The 19331-nt window shown below is 69.4% G+C and carries 17 protein-coding genes and 1 pseudogene; 9 read left to right on the top strand and 9 right to left on the bottom strand.

What is annotated here, in order from left to right:
- Window positions 1–922: PAS domain-containing protein (locus QE449_RS21410; protein WP_307109646.1), on the bottom strand; the 922-nt coding region annotated here is incomplete at its 3' end.
- Between the two features lie 136 nt (window positions 923–1058).
- Between QE449_RS21410 and QE449_RS21405 the strand changes: the two genes are divergently transcribed.
- The 4 genes from QE449_RS21405 (at window position 1059) to QE449_RS21390 (ending at window position 5086) form a co-directional block, all read left to right on the top strand.
- On the top strand, window positions 1059–2045 hold the full coding sequence (locus QE449_RS21405) for a tripartite tricarboxylate transporter substrate binding protein (protein ID WP_222633438.1): 987 nt from the start codon (window positions 1059–1061) through the stop codon (window positions 2043–2045).
- Between the two features lie 104 nt (window positions 2046–2149).
- A complete protein-coding gene (locus QE449_RS21400; RefSeq protein WP_027506641.1) occupies window positions 2150–3556 on the top strand; it encodes a CitMHS family transporter in 1407 nt (468 codons plus the stop codon).
- 31 nt (window positions 3557–3587) lie between these two features.
- Entirely contained in the window at window positions 3588–3989 is a 402-nt protein-coding gene (locus QE449_RS21395; protein ID WP_056443269.1) for a universal stress protein, read from the top strand.
- 20 nt (window positions 3990–4009) lie between these two features.
- Complete coding sequence (locus QE449_RS21390) at window positions 4010–5086, top strand: AbrB family transcriptional regulator (protein ID WP_307109645.1); 1077 nt, start codon at window positions 4010–4012, stop codon at window positions 5084–5086.
- Here QE449_RS21390 and QE449_RS21385 read toward each other — a convergent pair.
- From QE449_RS21385 to QE449_RS21370, 4 genes are read right to left on the bottom strand one after another with little or no spacing between them, the layout of a single operon-like run.
- The gene (locus QE449_RS21385) at window positions 5083–5784 is read right to left on the bottom strand and encodes a type 1 glutamine amidotransferase (protein WP_027506644.1); all 702 of its coding nucleotides are present in this window, start codon (window positions 5782–5784) and stop codon (window positions 5083–5085) included. The two genes, QE449_RS21390 and QE449_RS21385, sit on opposite strands and share 4 nt — an antisense overlap.
- Window positions 5777–7063, bottom strand: a complete 1287-nt coding sequence (locus QE449_RS21380) for a MurT ligase domain-containing protein (RefSeq protein ID WP_307109644.1) — start codon at window positions 7061–7063, stop codon at window positions 5777–5779. Before QE449_RS21380 ends, QE449_RS21385 begins: the two co-directional genes overlap by 8 nt.
- A 30-nt stretch (window positions 7064–7093) precedes the next feature.
- Window positions 7094–8005 (bottom strand): ABC transporter substrate-binding protein, encoded by a 912-nt coding sequence (locus tag QE449_RS21375; protein WP_373428353.1) that lies wholly within the window; start codon window positions 8003–8005, stop codon window positions 7094–7096.
- Between the two features lie 38 nt (window positions 8006–8043).
- Window positions 8044–9003: an EamA family transporter gene (locus QE449_RS21370; protein ID WP_285187000.1), complete on the bottom strand. Its 960-nt coding sequence runs from the start codon at window positions 9001–9003 to the stop codon at window positions 8044–8046.
- Between the two features lie 72 nt (window positions 9004–9075).
- On the opposite strand from QE449_RS21370, the gene QE449_RS21365 reads away from it, so the two are divergent.
- Window positions 9076–9969 carry a LysR family transcriptional regulator gene (locus tag QE449_RS21365; protein ID WP_027506648.1) on the top strand — a complete coding sequence of 298 codons (894 nt, stop codon included), beginning with the start codon at window positions 9076–9078 and terminating at the stop codon, window positions 9967–9969.
- A 48-nt stretch (window positions 9970–10017) separates the two neighbouring features.
- On the opposite strand, the gene leuA is transcribed toward QE449_RS21365, so the two are convergent.
- The gene (leuA, locus tag QE449_RS21360) at window positions 10018–11838 is read right to left on the bottom strand and encodes a 2-isopropylmalate synthase (protein ID WP_027506649.1); all 1821 of its coding nucleotides are present in this window, start codon (window positions 11836–11838) and stop codon (window positions 10018–10020) included.
- Window positions 11839–12006: 168 nt separating this feature from the next.
- Entirely contained in the window at window positions 12007–13683 is a 1677-nt protein-coding gene (locus QE449_RS21355; protein ID WP_307109643.1) for an FUSC family protein, read from the bottom strand.
- Window positions 13684–13811: 128 nt separating this feature from the next.
- Between QE449_RS21355 and QE449_RS21350 the strand changes: the two genes are divergently transcribed.
- Both QE449_RS21350 and QE449_RS21345 read left to right on the top strand, forming a co-directional pair.
- Complete coding sequence (locus tag QE449_RS21350) at window positions 13812–15077, top strand: aspartate kinase (RefSeq protein WP_027506651.1); 1266 nt, start codon at window positions 13812–13814, stop codon at window positions 15075–15077.
- A 7-nt stretch (window positions 15078–15084) separates the two neighbouring features.
- Window positions 15085–16129, top strand: a pseudogene (locus QE449_RS21345) (aspartate-semialdehyde dehydrogenase).
- 70 nt (window positions 16130–16199) lie between these two features.
- Here QE449_RS21345 and QE449_RS21340 read toward each other — a convergent pair.
- The gene (locus QE449_RS21340; protein ID WP_056443289.1) at window positions 16200–16889 is read right to left on the bottom strand and encodes a hypothetical protein; all 690 of its coding nucleotides are present in this window, start codon (window positions 16887–16889) and stop codon (window positions 16200–16202) included.
- A gap of 291 nt (window positions 16890–17180) precedes the next feature.
- A complete protein-coding gene (locus QE449_RS21335) occupies window positions 17181–17378 on the bottom strand; it encodes a PspC domain-containing protein (RefSeq protein WP_027506653.1) in 198 nt (65 codons plus the stop codon).
- 183 nt (window positions 17379–17561) lie between these two features.
- Here QE449_RS21335 and QE449_RS21330 point away from each other — a divergent pair, with 183 nt between their 5' ends.
- Window positions 17562–18644, top strand: a complete 1083-nt coding sequence (locus QE449_RS21330) for a glycosyltransferase (protein WP_285187018.1) — start codon at window positions 17562–17564, stop codon at window positions 18642–18644.
- Between the two features lie 69 nt (window positions 18645–18713).
- Entirely contained in the window at window positions 18714–19325 is a 612-nt protein-coding gene (locus tag QE449_RS21325) for a TetR/AcrR family transcriptional regulator (protein WP_056443296.1), read from the top strand.
- Window positions 19326–19331 lie beyond the last annotated feature (6 nt).

The following is a 19331-nucleotide window of genomic DNA, read 5'->3' as shown; positions in this document are numbered from 1 at the left end:
GCACCGTGTTGAAGACGAGGATGCGATCTCCGGTGAGGACGAGCTGGTCGCCGTCGTCGCTCGGGTGACGCAGGACGTCGAGGACCCGGTCGTCGAGTCCGAGCTCCTCCACCCGCCGGCCCACGCCGTCCTCGTCGAGGCCGAGCATGTCGTGTGCGCTGCGGCTCAGCAGGACCACCCGACCCGACGGATCCAGCGCCACCACGGCCTCCTTGAGGCCCTCGAGCATCGCCTGCCGCTGGCGCACCAGGTCGACGATCTCCCCGGCCTCCATTCCCATGGTCTGCCGCTTGACGCGTCGGGCCAGCAGGATCGACCCGACGGCGCCCAGAACGGAGGCCACGGCAAGGTAGATGACGAGGTCCGGGGTCGCCTGCGCGAGGCGCTCCCACACCGACGGGTACTCGCGGCCGACGATCGCCACACCGACGATGCGGCCGTCGGCATCGAGCACCGGGACCTGTGACTGCACGGACGCGTCGGGGGACACCGCGGTGTTGGCGCTCGTCTCGGCGAGACCGGTCCAGGATCGGCCCGTCCGCGCGCCCGCTCCCTCGGCCGCCGATTCCTGTCCCACCCGCGACGGGTCGGTCGCGACGACGATGATGCCGTCGGGGTCGGTCAGTTGCGCGTAGTCCAGACCCGAGACGGCCCGCACCGACTCGACCGCACCCTGCAGCGCCGTACGAATGCGGGGCTGGGCGGAGGCGAGCAGTTGTCGCACGGTGGGACTCGCGGCGAGGTTCTCGGCAGCCGACTGGACGCGCAGACCCTGTTCGCGCTGGAAGGTCGCCGACGCCTGGGCCAGCGACAACCCGCTGATGACGACGAGCACCGCGACGATGATGAGAAGCTGCAGTGCGAGCAGTTGCGACGAGAGGGTGCGGCGTGTTCCGAAGATGCGCAGTCGCCGCCCGATCACGAGGTGAACCGTACCGCCGGGCGAGCGCGGAATTCGTGCATCTGCGTGCGCTGCGGACGCTCACAATGAACACAATCCCGTTTGTGCACCAAAGGGTGACCACAGTCACAGGATCCGACACAGTGAGACCGTGCCCATGAACCGACGCCTCCGCATCAGCGCTCTCGCAGCGTTGCTCGCGGTGCTCTGCACGGCGACCGCGTGCAGTGCGGGGGTGTCGGCCATGGTGACCGGGGCGGAGGAGCCGGGACTTCGTGTCATCGCTCCGTCGGTCGCCGGTGGCGGTTACGACCTGACCGCTCGCAGTCTGGCCCGAGGTTGGGCCGCGGAGGGCGTCGTGGTGGACGACGTCCTCGTACTACCCGGATCGGGTGGTGTCGTGGGACTCAATCGTCTCGCTCTCGAACAGGGCAACGATCGACTCCTGCTGGTGATGGGGCTGGGTCTGGTGGGCGCACTGTCCACCACCCCGTCCGATCACGAGATCGCGGACGTCACCCCGATCGCCCGACTCGTCACCGAACCCGAGGTCGTCCTGGTGCCGGCAGCATCCCCGCTGCGGACTCTGGCCGATCTCACGAACGCCTGGCGACAGGATCCCGCGGCTCTGCAGTTCGCCGGCGGCTCCGCGGAGGGTGGGCCGGACGGGTTGTTCCGGACGCAGCTCGCCCGCACCGTCGGTGTCGACCCGCGAGCATCCGAGTACCGCGTCTTCGACGGCGGCGGCGAGTTGCTGCCGGCCCTGTTGACCGGCGAGGTCGACGTCGCCACCACCGGCGTCAGCGAATATCTGGACCAGATCGCGTCCGGTACGGTCCGGGCGCTCGCCGTCTCGAGCTCCGAGCGCGTCGACGGCATCGACGCGCCCACTCTGCGGGAGCAGGGAGTCGACCTCGACTTCGACAACTGGCGCGGCATCCTCGCCCCGCCGGGACTGCCACCGGAGCGCGTCGACCGCCTGATCGCCGACGTCACAGCCCTGGTCGGATCGCCGCTCTGGCAGGAGATCCTGGCGCAGAACGGGTGGCGGGACGCGCTGCTCACCGGAGACGACTTCGCGTCGTTCCTCCGCGAGCAGGCCGACCTGGTCCGCTCGACCATCGATCCACCCACCGACGGCTGACGCCGCACACCTCCGTACTGCGCCGCACCTGTGCCCGCAGCCTGCCTCGACACACCCTGCACTGATCGAACCCTGCACTATTCGAACAACGAGGAGTAGTAACCATGTTGGTGATACTCGGCTTCCTCATGGTTGCCGCTTTCATGTTCCTGATCCTGACCAAACGAGCGACCCCGGTGGTCGCCCTGATCCTGGTCCCGGTCATCTTCGGCCTGTTCGCCGGCGCCGGGCTCGGCATCGGCGACATGATCACGGACGGCATCAAGTCGCTCGCCCCCACGGCAGCGCTGCTGTTCTTCGCGATCATCTTCTTCGGCATCATGATCGACGTGGGTCTGTTCGACCCGCTGGTGCGCGGCATCCTCCGCCTGGTGCGCAACGATCCGATGAAGCTGGTCGTCGGCACCGCGGTGCTCGCCATGGTCGTGTCCCTCGACGGTGACGGCTCCACCACGTTCATCATCGTGACGTCCGCGCTGCTGCCGCTCTACCTGAAACTCGGTGTCTCACCGGTCATCCTGACGGTCGTCGCCGGCCTCGCCAACGGCACCATGAACATCATCCCGTGGGGTGGCCCGACCGTTCGCGCCGCGTCCGCACTGGGCATCTCGCCCTCCGACGTCTTCATCCCGATGGTCCCGTCGATGATCGCCGGCCTGATCATCGTGCTGCTCTTCTCGATCCACCTCGGCCTCATGGAGCGTCGCCGCCTCGGCTCGCTGATCTACGACACGGAGCTGGTGGGCGCCGGCGTCGGCACCGACGGCACCGGAACCGGAAACGGCAAGACCCGTCGCAGTACCGGAAGCGCCGACATCACCACCGGCGACGACGAGAACGACGGCAAGGCCGGCCAGTTCATCGACGGCCTGGACCCCAACCGCGACACTCTACGTCCGAAGCTGCTGTGGTTCAACGCGATCCTGACCGTCACGCTGCTCGTGATCCTGGTCATGGACATCCTCCCCATCCCGGTGCTGTTCATGATCGCCGCCTCCATCGCGCTCACGTTCAACTTCCCGAAGGTCAAGGAGCAGGGCGAGGCCATCGCTCGGCACTCCGCCTCGATCGTCTCCGTCGTCGCCATGGTGCTCGCAGCTGCCGTCCTCACCGGCGTGTTCTCCGGTACCGGAATGGTCGAGGCCATGGCCGAGTGGCTCCTCGGCGTCATCCCCGACGCGATGGGTCCGTTCCTGGCCGTCATCACCGGAATCCTGTCGATCCCGTTGACGTTCTTCATGACCAACGACGCCTTCTACTTCGGCATCCTTCCGGTCCTCACCGAGACCGCCGCCCAGTACGGCATCGAGCCGGTCGAGATGGCCCGCGCCTCCATCACCGGACAGCCGGTGCACCTGCAGAGTCCGCTGGTTCCCGCCATCCTGCTGCTGGTCACCCTGGCCGGCGTCTCGCTCGCCGACCATCACCGCAAGGTTCTGTGGCGCGCGACCGTCGTGTCCCTCACCATGCTCGCCGTGGGTGTTCTCCTCGGCCAGATCCCCTTCGGCTGATCAGCATCCACGAGAGAAAGGAGTCACCGACATGAGTGTCGCCGTCGTGCACAACAGTTCCGAGGAGGGCCGCAAGGCACTCGGATCGGCAGTCCAGCAGGCCCGGTCCGCAGGAACCGAACTGGTCGTCCTCCACGCCTTCTCCGGATCCGCGGATCCCTCCTCGGAGGCGAAGGAGACCACCGCGGTCGAGGACTCGATCCGCGCGTCGCTCGCCGCGCTCGGAGAGTCCGAGGCGCAGTGGACTCTCGCTGCGGCCCAGCCCGATCCGGACGCGACCACCACCCTGCTCGCGCTCATCGACAAGGCGGACGCCGAGTTGCTGGTCGTCGGGTCGCGGCATCGGTCGGCCGTCGGCAAGTTCCTGATGGGACAGGCCGTCCAGCGCCTGCTTCTCGAAACACCGGTACCGGTGCTGCTCGTCAAGTCGTGAGCGGAGTTCGTACCGTCGCTGTGAGCGCCACCCGCTGGGTGGCGCTCACAGCCGTGTCCGTGGCCGGATGGTTCGCCCTCGACGCCGTCGGCCTGACGGCGCCGTCGTTGTTCGCGGCACTGGTGGTGGCGGTGGTCTTCGCCCTCACCGGAGTGGGGCCGCGCGCCGTCCCGCGCGCGGGATCCATGGCGGCGCAGGGAACGTTGGCCGTCACCATCGGTCTCATAGTGGATGTCGAGACGCTGAGTGCGCTGGGGGACAACTGGTTTCCCGCGGTCGCCATCGGGATCGCGACGCTCGTCGTCAGCGCCGGCTGCGGTGCACTGCTCGCACTGAACAAGGACGTCACCGCGGCCACCGGGATGCTGGCGCTGATCGCGGGCGGGGCCACCGGTCTCGTCGCGACAGCGAGAGAGCTCGGCGGCGACGAACGTGTGGTCGCGGTGGTGCAGTACCTGCGGGTGGCACTGGTGGTGGTGACCATGCCTCTGGTGGTCACGTTCGTGTTCCACGCCGACACCCACTCGGTCGCGGCGGCCGCACCCGACGAGAATGCGCTGCCGTGGTGGGTGGGTCTGCTGTTCCTGCTCGGCGCTGTTCTCGTCGGCATCGCGGTGGGGCGGCTCGCGCGGCTTCCCGCACCGGCCACGCTGGGTCCGCTGATGGTGTCCGGCGCCTGCGCGCTGCTGGGCTGGCCCGTGGGCATCGAGGTTCCCATGATCGTGCTGCCACTCGCGTTCCTGGTCATCGGATGGCAAGCGGGACTGGCGTTCACGATGTCGAGCCTGCGCCTGATCGGCCGACTCTTCCCCTACGCGTTCGCGCTGGTGCTCGGCATCGGCGTGATCTGTGCGCTGCTCGGATGGGCGCTGTCCGCGTGGACCGGGACCAGCCTGCTCACCGGCTACCTGGCGACGACCCCCGGCGGGTTGGCGGCAGTGCTCGCGGTGTCCGCGTCCACCGGGTCCGACGTCACGTTCGTGGCGTGCGTGCAGCTCATCCGGCTGGTCTCGATGCTCGTGGCGGCACCGCTCATCGCCCAGCTCCTGATGCGCCGGGCGGCGCGGAGGCCGGCCGAGGATCCGGTCTCGGTCTAGCGGCGCAGACGCTCGGTGCGCAGTTGCTCGACGTCGGCCAGGTGCAACGGCTCGAGCGGGTGTCCGAGAGCGGTCTCGAGCAGGTGGTCGGCCAGCTCCGGGTTCCGTGCCAGCGCCGGTCCGTGCATGTACGTCCCGATGACCGACCCCTGGACGACCCCCTCGTTGCCGTCGCCCACCCCGTTGCCGATGCCGTGCTCCACTAGGGCGAACGGGGCCGCGTCGGGGCCGAGAGTGGTTCCGCCGCGATGGTTCTCGAAGCCGGTGAGTGTCTGGGTGAGGCGGTCCGACACCGGGCGGGTGATGACCTCGCCGATGGACCGAGTCGCCTGCGGCGCCGTGGTGACGTTCAGCATCGACACACCGTCGACGCGTTCGCCGGAGCTCGTCTCGTACCACTCGCCCAGCACCTGGATCGCCGCGCAGATGGCGAGCACCGGTGCACCGCGCTCGGCGGCGCGCTGCAGTCCGGGGTAGCGCGCGAGGTGCTTCGTCGCGAGTCGCTGCGCCGAGTCCTCCGCTCCGCCGAGCACGTAGACGTCGAGGGACTCGGGCACCGGATCGGCGAGGGTGATCGACACGATCTCGGCGTCGAGTCCGCGCATCAGCATGCGCTGGCGCAGGACGAGCGCGTTGCCGCTGTCGCCGTACGTGCCCATGACGTCGGGCAGGACGAGCCCGATACGAAAATCAGACACCGGGTGCCTCCTTCGCGGTCTCGCGCGCCAGCGCCCGGCCGAGGTCACGGAAGGCCGTGTAGTTCGCCAGGACCTCCACGCGCCCGGGTGGGCAGGAGGCGATGGCCCGCAACGGGTTCGGCACCACGGTGTGGTCGGCTCCGGCGTACGTCAGGCGAACTCCCAGGTCGGTCGCACGTTCACCGGCCGCCACCACCGTGGTGTTCTCGAAGTGCTCGAACCGCACGTCCCACAGCCACGACAGGTCCTCGCCGTCGGGCACCTGGCCGTTGACGGCGATCACCAGGCCGTCGGCGGCCGGGTCGATCATCGACAGTGCTTCCTGCCATCCGGCGGGGTTCTTGGCCAGCAGCATGCGCACGGTGTGGGATCCGTACTGGATCGAGCTGTAGCGGCCCGCCACCTCGTCGACCGCGGACACCGCGGCGACGGCCTGCGCGGGATCGGCGCCCATCGTGACCGCGGCAGCGACGGCCTGCGCCGCGTTTCCGCGGTTGGCCCGGCCGGGCAGCGTCAAACTCATGGGGAGCACGAGACCGTCCGGGCCGTACAGGTTCTCGTCGTCGAGCCACCACTGCGGCTCCGGCCGCGAGAACTCCCGCCCGCCCTCCAGCAGGCCTGTGCTGCGCCAGTGCGTGCCGTTCCACTCGATGGGTTCCCCGGTGCGGGGGCAGCTGACCGAGTCGCCGACCCACCCGCCGCCGGCGGCCACCCACACGGTCCGCGGAGCGTCGTACGCCGCGGACGTCATCAGCACGTCGTCGCAGTTGGCGACGACGACGGTGTCGGGATGGGCGACGATTCCCGCGCGGAGCTTGCGCTCGATCATGTTGATCTCGCCGACGCGGTCGAGCTGATCACGGCTGAGGTTCAGCAACACCAGGACCTCGGGGTTCACGGCGTCGCACACGTGCGGGACGTGCAGCTCGTCGACCTCGAGGGCCGCCAGCGGCGCGGTGCGCCGTGAGTTCAGCGCGGCGACGATGCCCGCGTCCATGTTGGCGCCGTCGGCCTGCGTCGCCACCTCGCCCAGTGTCGCGAGCGCCGCCGCGGTCATCCGGGTGGTGGTCGACTTGCCGTTGGTGCCGGTGATGACGGCCGTGCGTCGATTCGCGCCCAGGCGCGACATGAGGGCCGGGTCGATCTTCAGCGCGACGAGACCGCCGATCATCGATCCCTTGCCGCGACCGGCCTTCTGCGAGGCCCACGCGGCCGCGGAGGCCGCCGACAGTGCCAGGCGTCCGCGGGCTCCGAGGTGCCGTCTGCTGCTGTCGGTCATGGTGTCCGATCCTCCCACACGGGAAGGAACTCAGGACGCCCCGAGGATCCGTTCGATGTCGTCGAGCACGGCCTGTCCGCCGCGAGGTCCCACGCCGGTGATCCAGTACGACTGGTCGACGAGGTGCGGATTCGGGAACGCCGTCGTGTTCGACGTGACGGACGTGGGCATCGACGCCGGATCGTCCGGTGTCGCCGACGTCACGACCACGAGATCGGCGCGGGCCTCCGTCGCCAGTTCGGGGGAGACGTCGACACTGATCTCGTTCGACCACTCCGGGCGGGGCGGCGTGGTGAACCCGGCGCACTCGAGGGTGCTGCCCGCGAAGGAGAGCGGTCCGTAGAGCGTGAGCTCCTCGTTGCGTGGCCGGATGAGCTGCGCCGTCGACCCGGCGGTGTCGAACCTGTCGGCGATCTCGTCGCACCGCGCGTCGTACTCGCCCAGCAACGGCTCCGCGTCACGTCCGAGGGCGCGCCCGACGAGGCGGACGTTGTCCTGCCACGGGTCGCTCTGCGACGCCATCAACACCGTCGGAGCGATCGCGGACAACCGCTCGTACAGCTCCGAGTGGCGCGTCTCCGTTCCCAGGATCAGATCCGGCTGCAGAGCCGCGATGGCCTCGACGCGAGGCTCCGCGACGGTGCCGACGGTCTCGATGCGCGACGCCTCGTCGCCCAGATACGGGGGCACCCCCGTCGCCTCGCTCAGCACCGACGTGCCCACCGGAACGACGCCGAGCGCGACACTCGTGTCGAGCTGGACGGGTTCGAGAGTGACGACTCGCAACGGCGACGAGGGCACCTCCGTGTCCCCGCGCGCATGGGTCACGGTCCGGGTGCTGTCCGCGGCGTCCTCGGCTGTCGCATCGGTCGAACACGCCGAGGCCACGAGGGCCGTCGCGGCGAGCAGGGTCGCCAGGACAGTACTTCTTCTTCCGAACACGCTTGCCGAGCCTCCGTCACAGTGATGGTGAGGGGACCCTAACCGACGGTGGCTCCGGACGGGGGAGTCACGATCCGGGGCTCGGTCGGTGTGGTCGTCGCGGATCGCGGCGAGCGGCTCAGACCCCACGTGCAGCCGCCGATCACGACGGCCGCACCGACGAGGGAGAGGACGCTCGGCGTCTCGTCGAGCACGAGCCAGGACGCACCGATGCCGACGACCGGGACCAGCAACGAGAACGGCGCGACGACGCCGGCGGGGTACCGGCTGATCAGGACGGTCCACAGTCCCGAGCCGGCGATCGTGCCGATGACCACGATGTAGGCGAGCCCGATCAACCCGGAGAACTGCCCGGCCGACACCACGTCGCCGATGGCGGTCCATCCCGTGGTCGGACCCTCGACGACGGCCGACAACGCGAACATCGGCAGCGGGGGAACCACCGTCATCCACAGCATGAGTCGCATCGGCTCGACGGGAACGCCGGAGGCCGGTCGAGATGCTCGAGTCGCCAGTCGGTTTCCGAGATTGCCGAAGGCCCAGCTGAGGCCTGCCAACAGCGTCAGCAGCACGGGCAGGAGGGTGGCGTTGTGGGCACGATCCCACCCGATGAGAATCATGCCCCCGACGGCGATGCCGATCCCGATCCACTGGCGCGGCCCGACCTTCTCCCGCAGCAGCAGCGCGCCGAGAACGACGGTGAACGGCGCCGACGACTGGAGTACCAGCGAGGCCAGGCCGGTGGGCATGCCGGCGTTCATCGCGGCGAAGAGGAACGCGAACTGCAGCAGGCCGAAACCCGTGCCGTACAGCAGGAGCCAGCGCACCGGCACGGTCGGTCGGCGGACGAAGAGGACGACCGGAACGGCAATCACCGCGAACCGCAGCGCAGCGAAGAAGAACGGCGGGAACTGGTCGAGCCCGGCGCGGATGGCGAGGAAGTTCAGTCCCCAGACCACCACGACGATCAGTCCGAGCAGGCGGTCGCGAGTGGTCATGACCTCGAGTGTTCCGGGTGCGACTGCTAAGAACAATCGAATTGTGGTGACCGGTAGCTGTAGCGTTGCTACATGAATGTCGACCGGTTGCGCGTCCTGCGGGCGCTGGCGGATCGCGGCACGGTCGCCGCGGCCGCCGACGCGCTGTCGATGACACCGTCCGCGGTGTCGCAGCAGCTCAAGGTGTTGGCGAGGGAGGCGGGAGTCGCCCTGCTCGAACCCGACGGGCGCCGCGTGCGGCTCACCGCGGCGGGACGCGCGCTGCTTCCTCACGCCGACGACGTGCTCGCCGCCCTCGACCGGGCGTCGGAGGAGATGGCGTCGTACCGCGGCAGCGCACGCGGAACCGTTCGACTGGCGCTCTTCCCCTCGGGCGCCGCACTGTTGCTGCCGGGGGTTCTGGACCGGCTCACCGAGGCGGGTGTGGATGTCGACGCCCGGGACGAGGACGTGCCCGCGTCGGCCGTGCCGGCGTTGCTCGCGGACTACGACGTGGTGCTGACGCATCGGGACGAGCGCGCACCGAGCATCGCGTCCGAGCGGGTGGAGGTGCGTTCACTGATGCGCGAGCCCATCGACCTGGTGCTGCCGCCGGGGCACCCGCTGGCGGAGCGTGATGCCGTCGACATCGAGGATCTGGCGGACGAGCGGTGGATCAGTGTCCGCGGAGGGTTCCCGGTGGACGACGTGCTGCTCTCCATCGCGACGGTTACCGGGGTGGCGCCGCGAGTCGATCTGCGTATCAACGACTTCCGGCTCATGGAGGAGCTGGTGGCCCACGGCCACGGGATCGCGCTGATGCCGCGCCACGCGTCGACGCACCCGGGTGTCACGCAACGCCGGTTGGCCGGGGTGCGCGCGGCCCGCATCTACGACCTGGCGACACGACCCCGCGCCGCGGAGCGTCCGGCCGTGCGGGCCGTGGTGGACGCGTTCGCGGCGCGGGTCGCGGAGGTCACTGCGTGACCCGTGCGCCTTTTGCGTATCCCTGGATGCGCAGAAGGCGCACGAGGGCTACGCCCCGGATCGTGCCGCCCGGTTCACGGCCGAGACCACGGCGCGCAGTGATGCCGTGGTGATGGAGGTGGCGATACCGACACCCCACACGATGGTCTCGCCGCCGCCGGGCAGCCGCACGGCCGCCTCGACGTAGGCCGCGGCCTGGGCGTCGTCGCCGGCGGACATGGCGTGCTCGGAGTAGTCGAGGACGCTGACGTCGTACCCGATGGAGCCCAGCGCGTCGACGAAGGCGGCGAGTGGACCGTTGCCGTCGCCCGTGATCTCCTGCTCGGCGCCGTCGACCTTGACGATCGCGGAGATCGAGTCGATCCCGCCGTCCTCCTCGGCCGCGGTGACGCGCTGCCGGATGCGCTCGAGAGGAACGATCGGGGCCAGGTACTCCTCGGAGAACACGTCCCACATGGCCTTGGGCGACACTTCGCCGCCCTCGCCGTCGGTGACGCGCTGCACGGCCGAGGAGAACTCGATCTGCAGTCGGCGCGGCAGCACCAGACCGTGGTCCGACTTCATGATGTAAGCGACGCCGCCCTTGCCGGACTGCGAGTTGACGCGGATCACAGCCTCGTACGTGCGGCCGACGTCCTTGGGGTCGACGGGCAGGTACGGAACCTGCCACAGCACGTCGTCGACGTCCTGATCCTGTTCGTCCGCAGACACTTTCATCGCATCGAGGCCCTTGTTCACGGCGTCCTGGTGGCTGCCGGAGAACGCGGTGTAGACCAGGTCGCCGCCGTACGGGTGGCGCTCGTGGACGGGCAGCTGGTTGCAGTACTCGACGGTGCGCCGGATCTCGTCGATGTTGGAGAAGTCGATCTGCGGGTCGACTCCGCGAGTGAAGAGATTGAGGCCCAGCGTGACCAGGCAGACGTTGCCGGTGCGCTCACCGTTGCCGAAGAGGCAGCCCTCGATGCGGTCGGCGCCGGCCTGGTAGCCCAGTTCGGCTGCGGCGACGCCGGTCCCGCGGTCGTTGTGCGGGTGCAGGCTCAGCACGATCGAGTCGCGACGTTCGAGATTGCGGTGCATCCACTCGATGGAGTCGGCGTAGACGTTGGGGGTCGCCATCTCGACGGTCGCGGGCAGGTTCAGGATCATCGGGTTCTCCGGTGTGGGAGCGATGATCTCGGTGACCGCGTCACAGACCTTCTTGGCGTACTCGAGCTCCGTGCCGGTGTAGGACTCGGGCGAGTACTCGTAGCGCCAGTGCGTGTCGGGGAACTTCGTCGCCTCCTCGAGCACCTTGCGGGCACCGTCGGTCGCGATCTTCTCGATGGCGTCGCGGTCCGCGCGGAAGACCACGCGGCGCTGCAGGATCGACGTGGAGTTGTAGAAGTGGACGATGACGCTGCGGGCGCCCTCGCACGCGACGAACGTGCGCTCGATCAGTTCCGGTCGGCACTGGGTGAGCACCTGGATGGTGACGTCGTCGGGAATCGCACCGTCCTCGATGATCTCGCGGACGAAGTCGAAGTCGGTCTGGCTCGCGGACGGGAAACCGACCTCGATCTCCTTGTAGCCCATGCGAACCAGCAGTTCGAACATGCGGCGCTTGCGCGCGGGGCTCATCGGGTCGATGAGTGCCTGGTTGCCGTCACGCAGGTCCACGGCGCACCACTGGGGTGCGCGATCGATGACCTTGTCCGGCCAGGTGCGGTCGGGGAGGGTGAGCGGTTCGACCTCCTCGGCGAACGACCGATACCGGAACGTCGGCATCGACGAGTTCTTCTGGGTGTTCCACGAGGGCTGATCGGCGGGCGCAGGCTTGGTGGGGGTGGTGACCGTGCGTGAGCCGGATACGAAAGCGTCGGCGGGTGACATCGATGATCTCCGTTGTGAGGAAGGGGACGACCGGCGCCGAAAAGACCCGCGACAGGGAGCCGGTCTGTGAATCAGACCCCGTCGCGGCGACGAAGGAGGAGGGCGAACCCGGCGCCGAACATGCGGGTCACCCTACTCCGTCGCCCGCGCGGACGACACCGGCACGTCTCACGGGCGCGGTGCCACGTCCGCCCACCGCTCCGGTTCCGCCAGCATGGCGCCGTCCGCGGTGCGCCAGCAGGCGGACAGGAGGTCGTACCCGGCCGCGTCGACTCGCAGGTGCGACTCCCACCTCGCCGACGTCCACTCCCGGTCGTCGCTGACGGCGTGCTCGGCGGCGAAGGCGGCCCCGACGAGCTCGAACTGCACGTCTCGCCGCGCGGTCATGGCGTCCGGATGGGTGGGTGTCACGGTGCGCAGCAGATCCGCCGTCCGGCGACAGGCGTCGAGAACGCGCCCGTCGCACCACAGCAGGCACCGCCGATGAGCGTGACGAGCGACCACCCACATCGACACCAGCGCGCACACCACACCGATGCTCGTCTCGACGAGACGTTCGGTCGCGAGCGGCCACGCCTGCGCACCCGGATGGGACGCGCCGCCGATGAGCAGCGCCAGGGGCGTGATGAACATGACGGCGATGCCGTAGTTCCGAGCGATGACCAGTTCGATGAGGAACTGCAGTGCCATCAGCAGCAGGACCAGCACGAACCCGCTCGGTGACAGTGAGAAGACGATGGCGAAGAGCACCACTCCGACGGCCGTGCCCACCAGGCGGTGCAGGGCGCGGACGGTACCTCGTGGTCGGTCGAGGCCCTGTTGCAGCACGAGGACCGCGCCGATGACAGCCCAGTCGGGCCGCCCGAGCCCGGCGACGACGGCGATCGCGCCCGAGGCCGCGGATGCGCAGAAGACGCGGAGCGCCGTGGTGGTGGCGTGGGAATCGACGTGCAGGGCCCGGACCAGCCGGAACTTGATCGTCGGGCGCGACATCGGGACGGAGGGCGTGTGATCCGGAGTGACGTGCACGGTGTCCGACGCGTGCTCGGGATCGAGCGGTGCGTCGCCGATGATGCGCGCGAAGTCGAGGTGGACTCTCCGTAGTCGCAGGACCAGCGGATCGTCGATCCGGCGAGCCGGTATCCCGGCGTCGTGCAGCGCGGCCCAGGCGCGATCGACCGCGACGGCGGCGCGGTGCCGGGCACCGACCGCGGGATCGCCCGCGGTGCGCGCCTCACCGAAGTCGGTCACGCTCCGCTCGGCGGCTGCCACGGCGTCGCGTTCCGGTTTCGACGCGTCGCGCAGTGCCGGTGCCATCGACACGACCAGGGCCCACAGCGCTCCGAGCGCGACGCAGGCGGAGTTGACCCACGCCGTCACCCCGCTCTGCGGGACGATGGTGGCGATCGCGCAGGTCAGGACGAAGAAGAAGGCACCGGGCGGTCCGAGACGGAGCGCATCCACCACGAAGGTCGCGACGGTGCCCAGGACGGTGAGCACCACGACGACGAGGACGGCGCCCACCACGGAGTTCCGCGGGTCGCCGTACTGGCCCACGAGGCCGCCGACGGTGGCGGACAGCACGAGCGCGAGACCGGCCCACAGGACGACCGACCAGCGGGACCGGAACGGCCGGCCCTCGCCGTAGACGACGGCGAACCCGCCTGCCGCGGTCAGCAGGGCCTCGGTGGGAAAACCGAGCGCGAGCAGCGCGAGTGCCGGAACACCGAACGCGAGCGCGGCGCGGAGGCCGCCGGGCCAGCGCGGCCCCACCGACGGCACCGCGACGAAGAGTCGTCGGCGCCGAGGACGAGGCGGTAGAGCGGACGGGTCCGGGGCTGTCACCACCTGATGGTAGGCACGCGATTCCCCCCGGACCCCCGCAGGTCGGTAGGCTGCTGACCGTTCCGGCGGCACCCGTCGCACCAGTGGATGTCCAGCGGGACGTTCTCGACTCGGGAGGTAGCACCAGCGTGGCACTCGTCGTTCAGAAGTACGGAGGATCCTCGGTGGCGACCGCCGAGCGGATCCGGCGCGTCGCTGAACGGATCGTCGAGACCAAGCGCAAGGGCCACGACGTGGTGGTGGTCGTCTCCGCGATGGGAGACACCACCGACGAACTGCTCGACCTCGCGCAGCAGGTGTGCCCCGCGCCGCCCGCGCGCGAGATGGACATGCTGCTCACGTCGGGCGAACGCATCTCCAACGCGCTCGTCGCCATGGCCATCCACTCCCTCGGCGCCGAGGCCCGATCCTTCACGGGATCGCAGGCCGGCGTCGTCACCACCAGCGTGCACGGCAACGCCAAGATCATCGACGTGACGCCCGGCCGTGTCCGTGACGCACTCGACGAGGGCTCGATCGTCCTCGTCGCCGGTTTCCAGGGCGTCAGCCAGGACAGCAAGGACGTGACGACGCTCGGGCGCGGTGGGTCGGACACCACCGCCGTCGCGCTCGCCGCCGCGCTGAACGCCGACGTCTGCGAGATCTACACCGACGTCGACGGCATCTTCACCGCCGACCCACGCATCGTTCCCGACGCCCGTCACCTCGAGAAGGTCTCTTTCGAGGAGATGCTCGAGATGGCGGCGTGCGGCGCCAAGGTCCTGATGCTGCGGTGCGTGGAATACGCCCGCCGCTACAACGTTCCCGTCCACGTCCGCTCGTCGTACACCACCAAGCCAGGGACCATCGTGTCCGGATCCATGGAGGACATTCCAGTGGAAGAAGCCATTCTGACCGGTGTCGCGCACGACCGGAGCGAAGCGAAGGTCACGGTCGTCGGCCTGTCCGATCAGCCGGGCTTCGCCGCCAAGGTCTTCCGGGCCGTCGCGGACGCCGAGATCAACATCGACATGGTGCTGCAGAACGTCTCGCGCATCGACACCGGCAAGACCGACATCACGTTCACGTGCCCCAAGGCCGACGGACCCACCGCGGTGGAGAAGCTGACCAAGCTGCAGGGCGAGATCGGCTTCACCAAGGTGCTCTACGACGACCACATCGGCAAGGTCTCGCTCATCGGCGCCGGCATGAAGTCGCACCCCGGCGTCACCGCGACGTTCTGTGAAGCGCTCGCCGACGCGGGCATCAACATCGACCTCATCAGCACCTCGGAGATCCGTATCTCCGTGCTGACCAAGGACTCCGAGCTCGACGAGGCCGTGCGCGTGCTGCACGCCGCCTTCGGCCTCGGCGGCGACGAGATCGCCGTCGTGCACGGCGGAACCGGAAGGTAGGAGCACCATGACCACGAATTCCACCGGCCTCCACATCGGAGTCGTCGGCGCGACCGGCCAGGTCGGCGCCGTCATGCGAACCTTGTTGGCGGAGCGTAAGTTTCCCGTCGCCTCGATCCGTTTCTTCGCGTCCGCCCGGTCCGCCGGCAAGACCCTGCCGTGGGGCGACGGCGAGATCACCGTGGAGGACGCGTCCACCGCGGATCCCACCGGGCTCGACATCGCGCTGTTCTCGGCCGGCGCCACCATGTCCCGCGAGCAGGCGCCGCGCTTCGCCGCCGCCGGCGTCACCGTCATCGACAACTCCTCCGCGTGGCGCAAGGATCCCGACGTCCCGCTCGTGGTCAGCGAGGTGAACCCCGAGGCGACGAAGAATCTCGTCAAGGGCATCATCGCGAACCCCAACTGCACCACCATGGCGGCGATGCCGGTGCTCAAGGTGCTGCACGACGAGGCCGGGCTGCAGCGGCTCATCGTCTCGAGCTATCAGGCCGTGTCCGGCAGCGGTCTCGCCGGTGTCGAGGAACTGGCGACGCAGGCGCGTGCCGTGGTGGCCGACGCCGAGAAGCTGGTGCACGACGGCAGCGCCGTCGCGTACCCCGATCCGACGGTCTACACCGCGCCGATCGCGTTCAACGTCCTGCCGCTCGCGGGCTCTCTCGTCGACGACGGAAGTGGCGAGACGGACGAGGACCAGAAGCTGCGCAACGAGTCCCGCAAGATCCTGGGTCTGCCGGACCTGCTGGTGAGCGGCACGTGCGTCCGCGTTCCCGTGTTCACCGGCCACTCGCTGTCGATCAACGCGGAGTTCGCGAACCCGCTGTCCGTGGAACGGGCGACGGAACTGTTGTCGTCGGCTCCCGGCGTGCGGGTGGTGGCCGTGCCGACGCCTCTGCAGGCGGCCGGCGCCGACGAGTCGCTCGTCGGGACGCATCCGGCAGGATCCCGGTGTGCCGGACGGTCGCGGACTCGCGCTGTTCGTGTCCGGCGACAACCTGCGCAAGGGTGCTGCCCTCAACACGATTCAGATCGCCGAACTCTTCGTTCGGTAGTGCGGGAAGGCCGGAGGCCGGTCGGGTTCGGCGGGAAGGCCGGAGGCCGGTCGGATTCGATCCCGCGCGCTCAGCTCTCGAGGGCGCGCAGGGTGCGGTGCGTGTCGCGTGACGGCACGTACCCACCCAGGATCGAACTCCAGGTCCACAGGCGTCCGTCGAGTCGGTAGCGCCCGTGGGGGAGACCGGCGTCGAGCGCTGTCGCCTCGCCGCTGACCACGGCCGAGAGCATCACGCTCTCGTCGACGACACCGACCACCATCGCATCGACCGTGGACACCGGCTCGTCGGCATCGCGGCCCGACGAGTCGACCAGCGGCTCCATGACCGCCTCGGTGCCCTCGGGAGCGTGGAGGAAGCCGGAGTCGTGCGAGCACCCGTCGGCCTGACACTGTTCGAATCCGGCGATCACCTCGAGCCGCTCGATCAGTGGCCACAGGTCCTGCGAATGCCAGCGGGACAGTCCGCTCTCGCCGCCGTAGGCCTCGCTCCAGGACGCGAACACGGCGGTGAACTCCTCGACCACCGGTCCGTGCCGGTACCAGCAGCGGGGGATGCGCTCGGTCAGCTCGTAGCGGTCACGCAGCCACCACACCCAGTCGGTCACCTCGTCCCACAGGCGGGCGGCGTCGTCGGTGTCGAGATAGCGCCACGTGTAGCGACCGCGGGCGCGATCGGGACCGGGGAGAGTGCCCGGACGAGGTCGAGCGCCGCGGCCCGAAGGATCACCGTGGTGCGGGAAACCGCCGTGGTAAGACATCGTGTCCTTGCCGGCCGCGCGCCAGGGTGGTGGCGAACAGCCTGCTCGAGAGTGGCCGTGTGGTGCCGGGCGCCCCGGGGCTCGAACGCCTCGCACTTCGACGTGAGCGCACGGTGGACGAGGTGACGACACCGCACGTGCGACGAATCGACTTCGACAGTAGGTGCAGGTCAGTCGTGCCGCAAGTAGACCCTGTCCAACCGTTGGTCAAAGATGTTGTCGGTGATCGGAATACGAACCCGCCACGGGAACGGCGCCCGATGTGCACTCACTCTCGAACTGATCGAACGATCAGTAGGACGACTTGGGGATCGCGATCCACAGGACCAGGTAGATCACGAACTGCGGTCCCGGAAGGATGCACGAGAGGACGAACAGCAGGCGCACGAGTCCTGCGCTCAGACCGAAGCGCTCGGCGAGACCGCCGCACACTCCGGCGATGAGCTTGCTCTGACGTGAACGGGTGAGCCTGCGGGCCGGGCTGGTCATCGTGGGACCTCTTCTTCGTCGGTGACGTGTCGTCGCGGGTCGGACACCACGGCAACGTGCGGCGCCGGTGCCGGGTTCCCGTGCCGCCGTCGTGCGACGACGGTGAATGCTCGACGTGAGTGTTCGTGCGACGTTCTCGGCGCGGTCCTCGTCCGTACACGGCTCACCTCGACACTGGGCCGCATGCGCATCGTGCAGGTGGCCAACTTCTACGGACCTCGTTCGGGCGGTCTGCGGACGGCCGTGGACCAACTCGGAGCCGGCTATGTCGCTCGCGGCCACGAGGTGACGGTCATCGTGCCCGGCGACGTCCACTCCGAGACGATGTCTGCCACCGGGGTGCATCGCATCACCGTCCCGTCCACCCGGCTCCCGATGACCGGTGGCTACCGGGTGGCGAGGCCGTCCGTGACGGCCGATGTCGCGGCGAGTCTGCGACCGGACGTGCTCGAGATCTCGGACCGTCTGACCCTGCGTGGCCTCGGAACGTGGGCGCGCCACAGAGGGATTCGCAGCGTGATGATCTCCCACGAGAGGCTGGACCGACTGCTCGGACAGGTGTTGCCCGTCCCGGTGGCGCGCGCGGCGGCGGACGTCGCCAACAGGCGGTCCGTCCTCGGTCACGACGCGGTGGTGTGCACCACCGCGTTCGCGCAGGAGGAGTTCGACCGGATCGGCGCAGACGCGCACCGCATCGCACTCGGGGTGGACCTCGAGTTGTTCCACCCGTCGCGTCGCCATCGCAACGAGGGACGGATGATCCGGCTCGTGCACTGTGGACGGCTGTCGGTGGAGAAGCACGCCGAGCGGAGCGTCGACGCCCTGGCACACCTGCGCCGCGAGGGCATCGACGCACGCCTGGTGGTGGTGGGCGACGGTCCGCGGCGGTCCGCGCTCGAGCGGCGCGCCGAGGGTCTGCCCGTGCACTTCGCCGGGTTCGTCTCCGACCGCGAGCGCGTCGCACGGTTGCTCGCCGAGGCGGACGTGGCGGTCGCTCCCGGACCGCACGAGACGTTCGGGCTGGCGGCGCTGGAGGCACTGGCGTCGGGCACACCCGCGGTGGTCTCGGGAACGTCCGCGCTGGCCGAGATCGTCACCCCGGACTGCGGCGCAGCAGTGGCCAATCGCTCTCGCGACTTCGCCGAGGGCATCGCCGCGACCCTGGCGCTCCCCTCGGGCGGACGGCCCACGGCCAGGGCGAGGGCGGAGCAGTACGGCTGGCCGACGGCGGTGGAATCGATGCTCGAGGTCCTGTCCGGGCGGTGACGGTCGGCCCGCCCTGAACTCCGGCTAACTAACTTACATTCAGTCTGGACTGTTTGTAAGAAAGCCGATATGGTCGCAGATGTGACCGAGACCACCGCCGTGACCGAGCCGGCTGCCCAGCCCGCCCGCCGGACGCAGGCCGAGCGCACCGCCGGCACGCGGGCCAAGCTTCTCGACGCCGCCATCGACACGTTGGTGGACGTCGGATACTCCCGCGCCAGCACTCAGGAGATCGCACGTCGGGCCGGTGTGTCCCGCGGTGCTCAGCTCCACCACTTCCCGACGAAGGAAGCGCTCGTCGTGGCGGCCGTCGAGCGGCTCGTCGAGCGACGCCTCGACGAGCTGGTCGGGGTCCACCGCGGTGGGCCCGTCGGCCCGGCGCTCCTGCTCGACGCCTTCTCCGGCCCGTTGTTCCACGCGGCGCTCGAACTGTGGGTCGCCGCCCGCACGGATGCGGCACTGCACGCCGCGGTGGAACCACTCGAGCGTCGAGTGACCGAGGTGTTGCAGGAAGGCGGCCGAGAGCTCTACGGGGACAGCATGTCTCCCGCTGCCTTCGACCTGAGTATCGAACTCGCACGAGGGATGGCCGTGTCGGCCATCTTCCGAACCCCCGAGGAGGAACACGCGATGCGTGCACGATTGTTGCCGGAGTGGGAGCGGGCGGTGACGGAGCTGTGACGACCA

Source organism: Rhodococcus sp. SORGH_AS_0303 (assembly GCF_030819335.1).
GTDB lineage: Bacteria > Actinomycetota > Actinomycetes > Mycobacteriales > Mycobacteriaceae > Rhodococcoides.
This window is presented reverse-complemented; position numbering and strand designations above follow the sequence as displayed.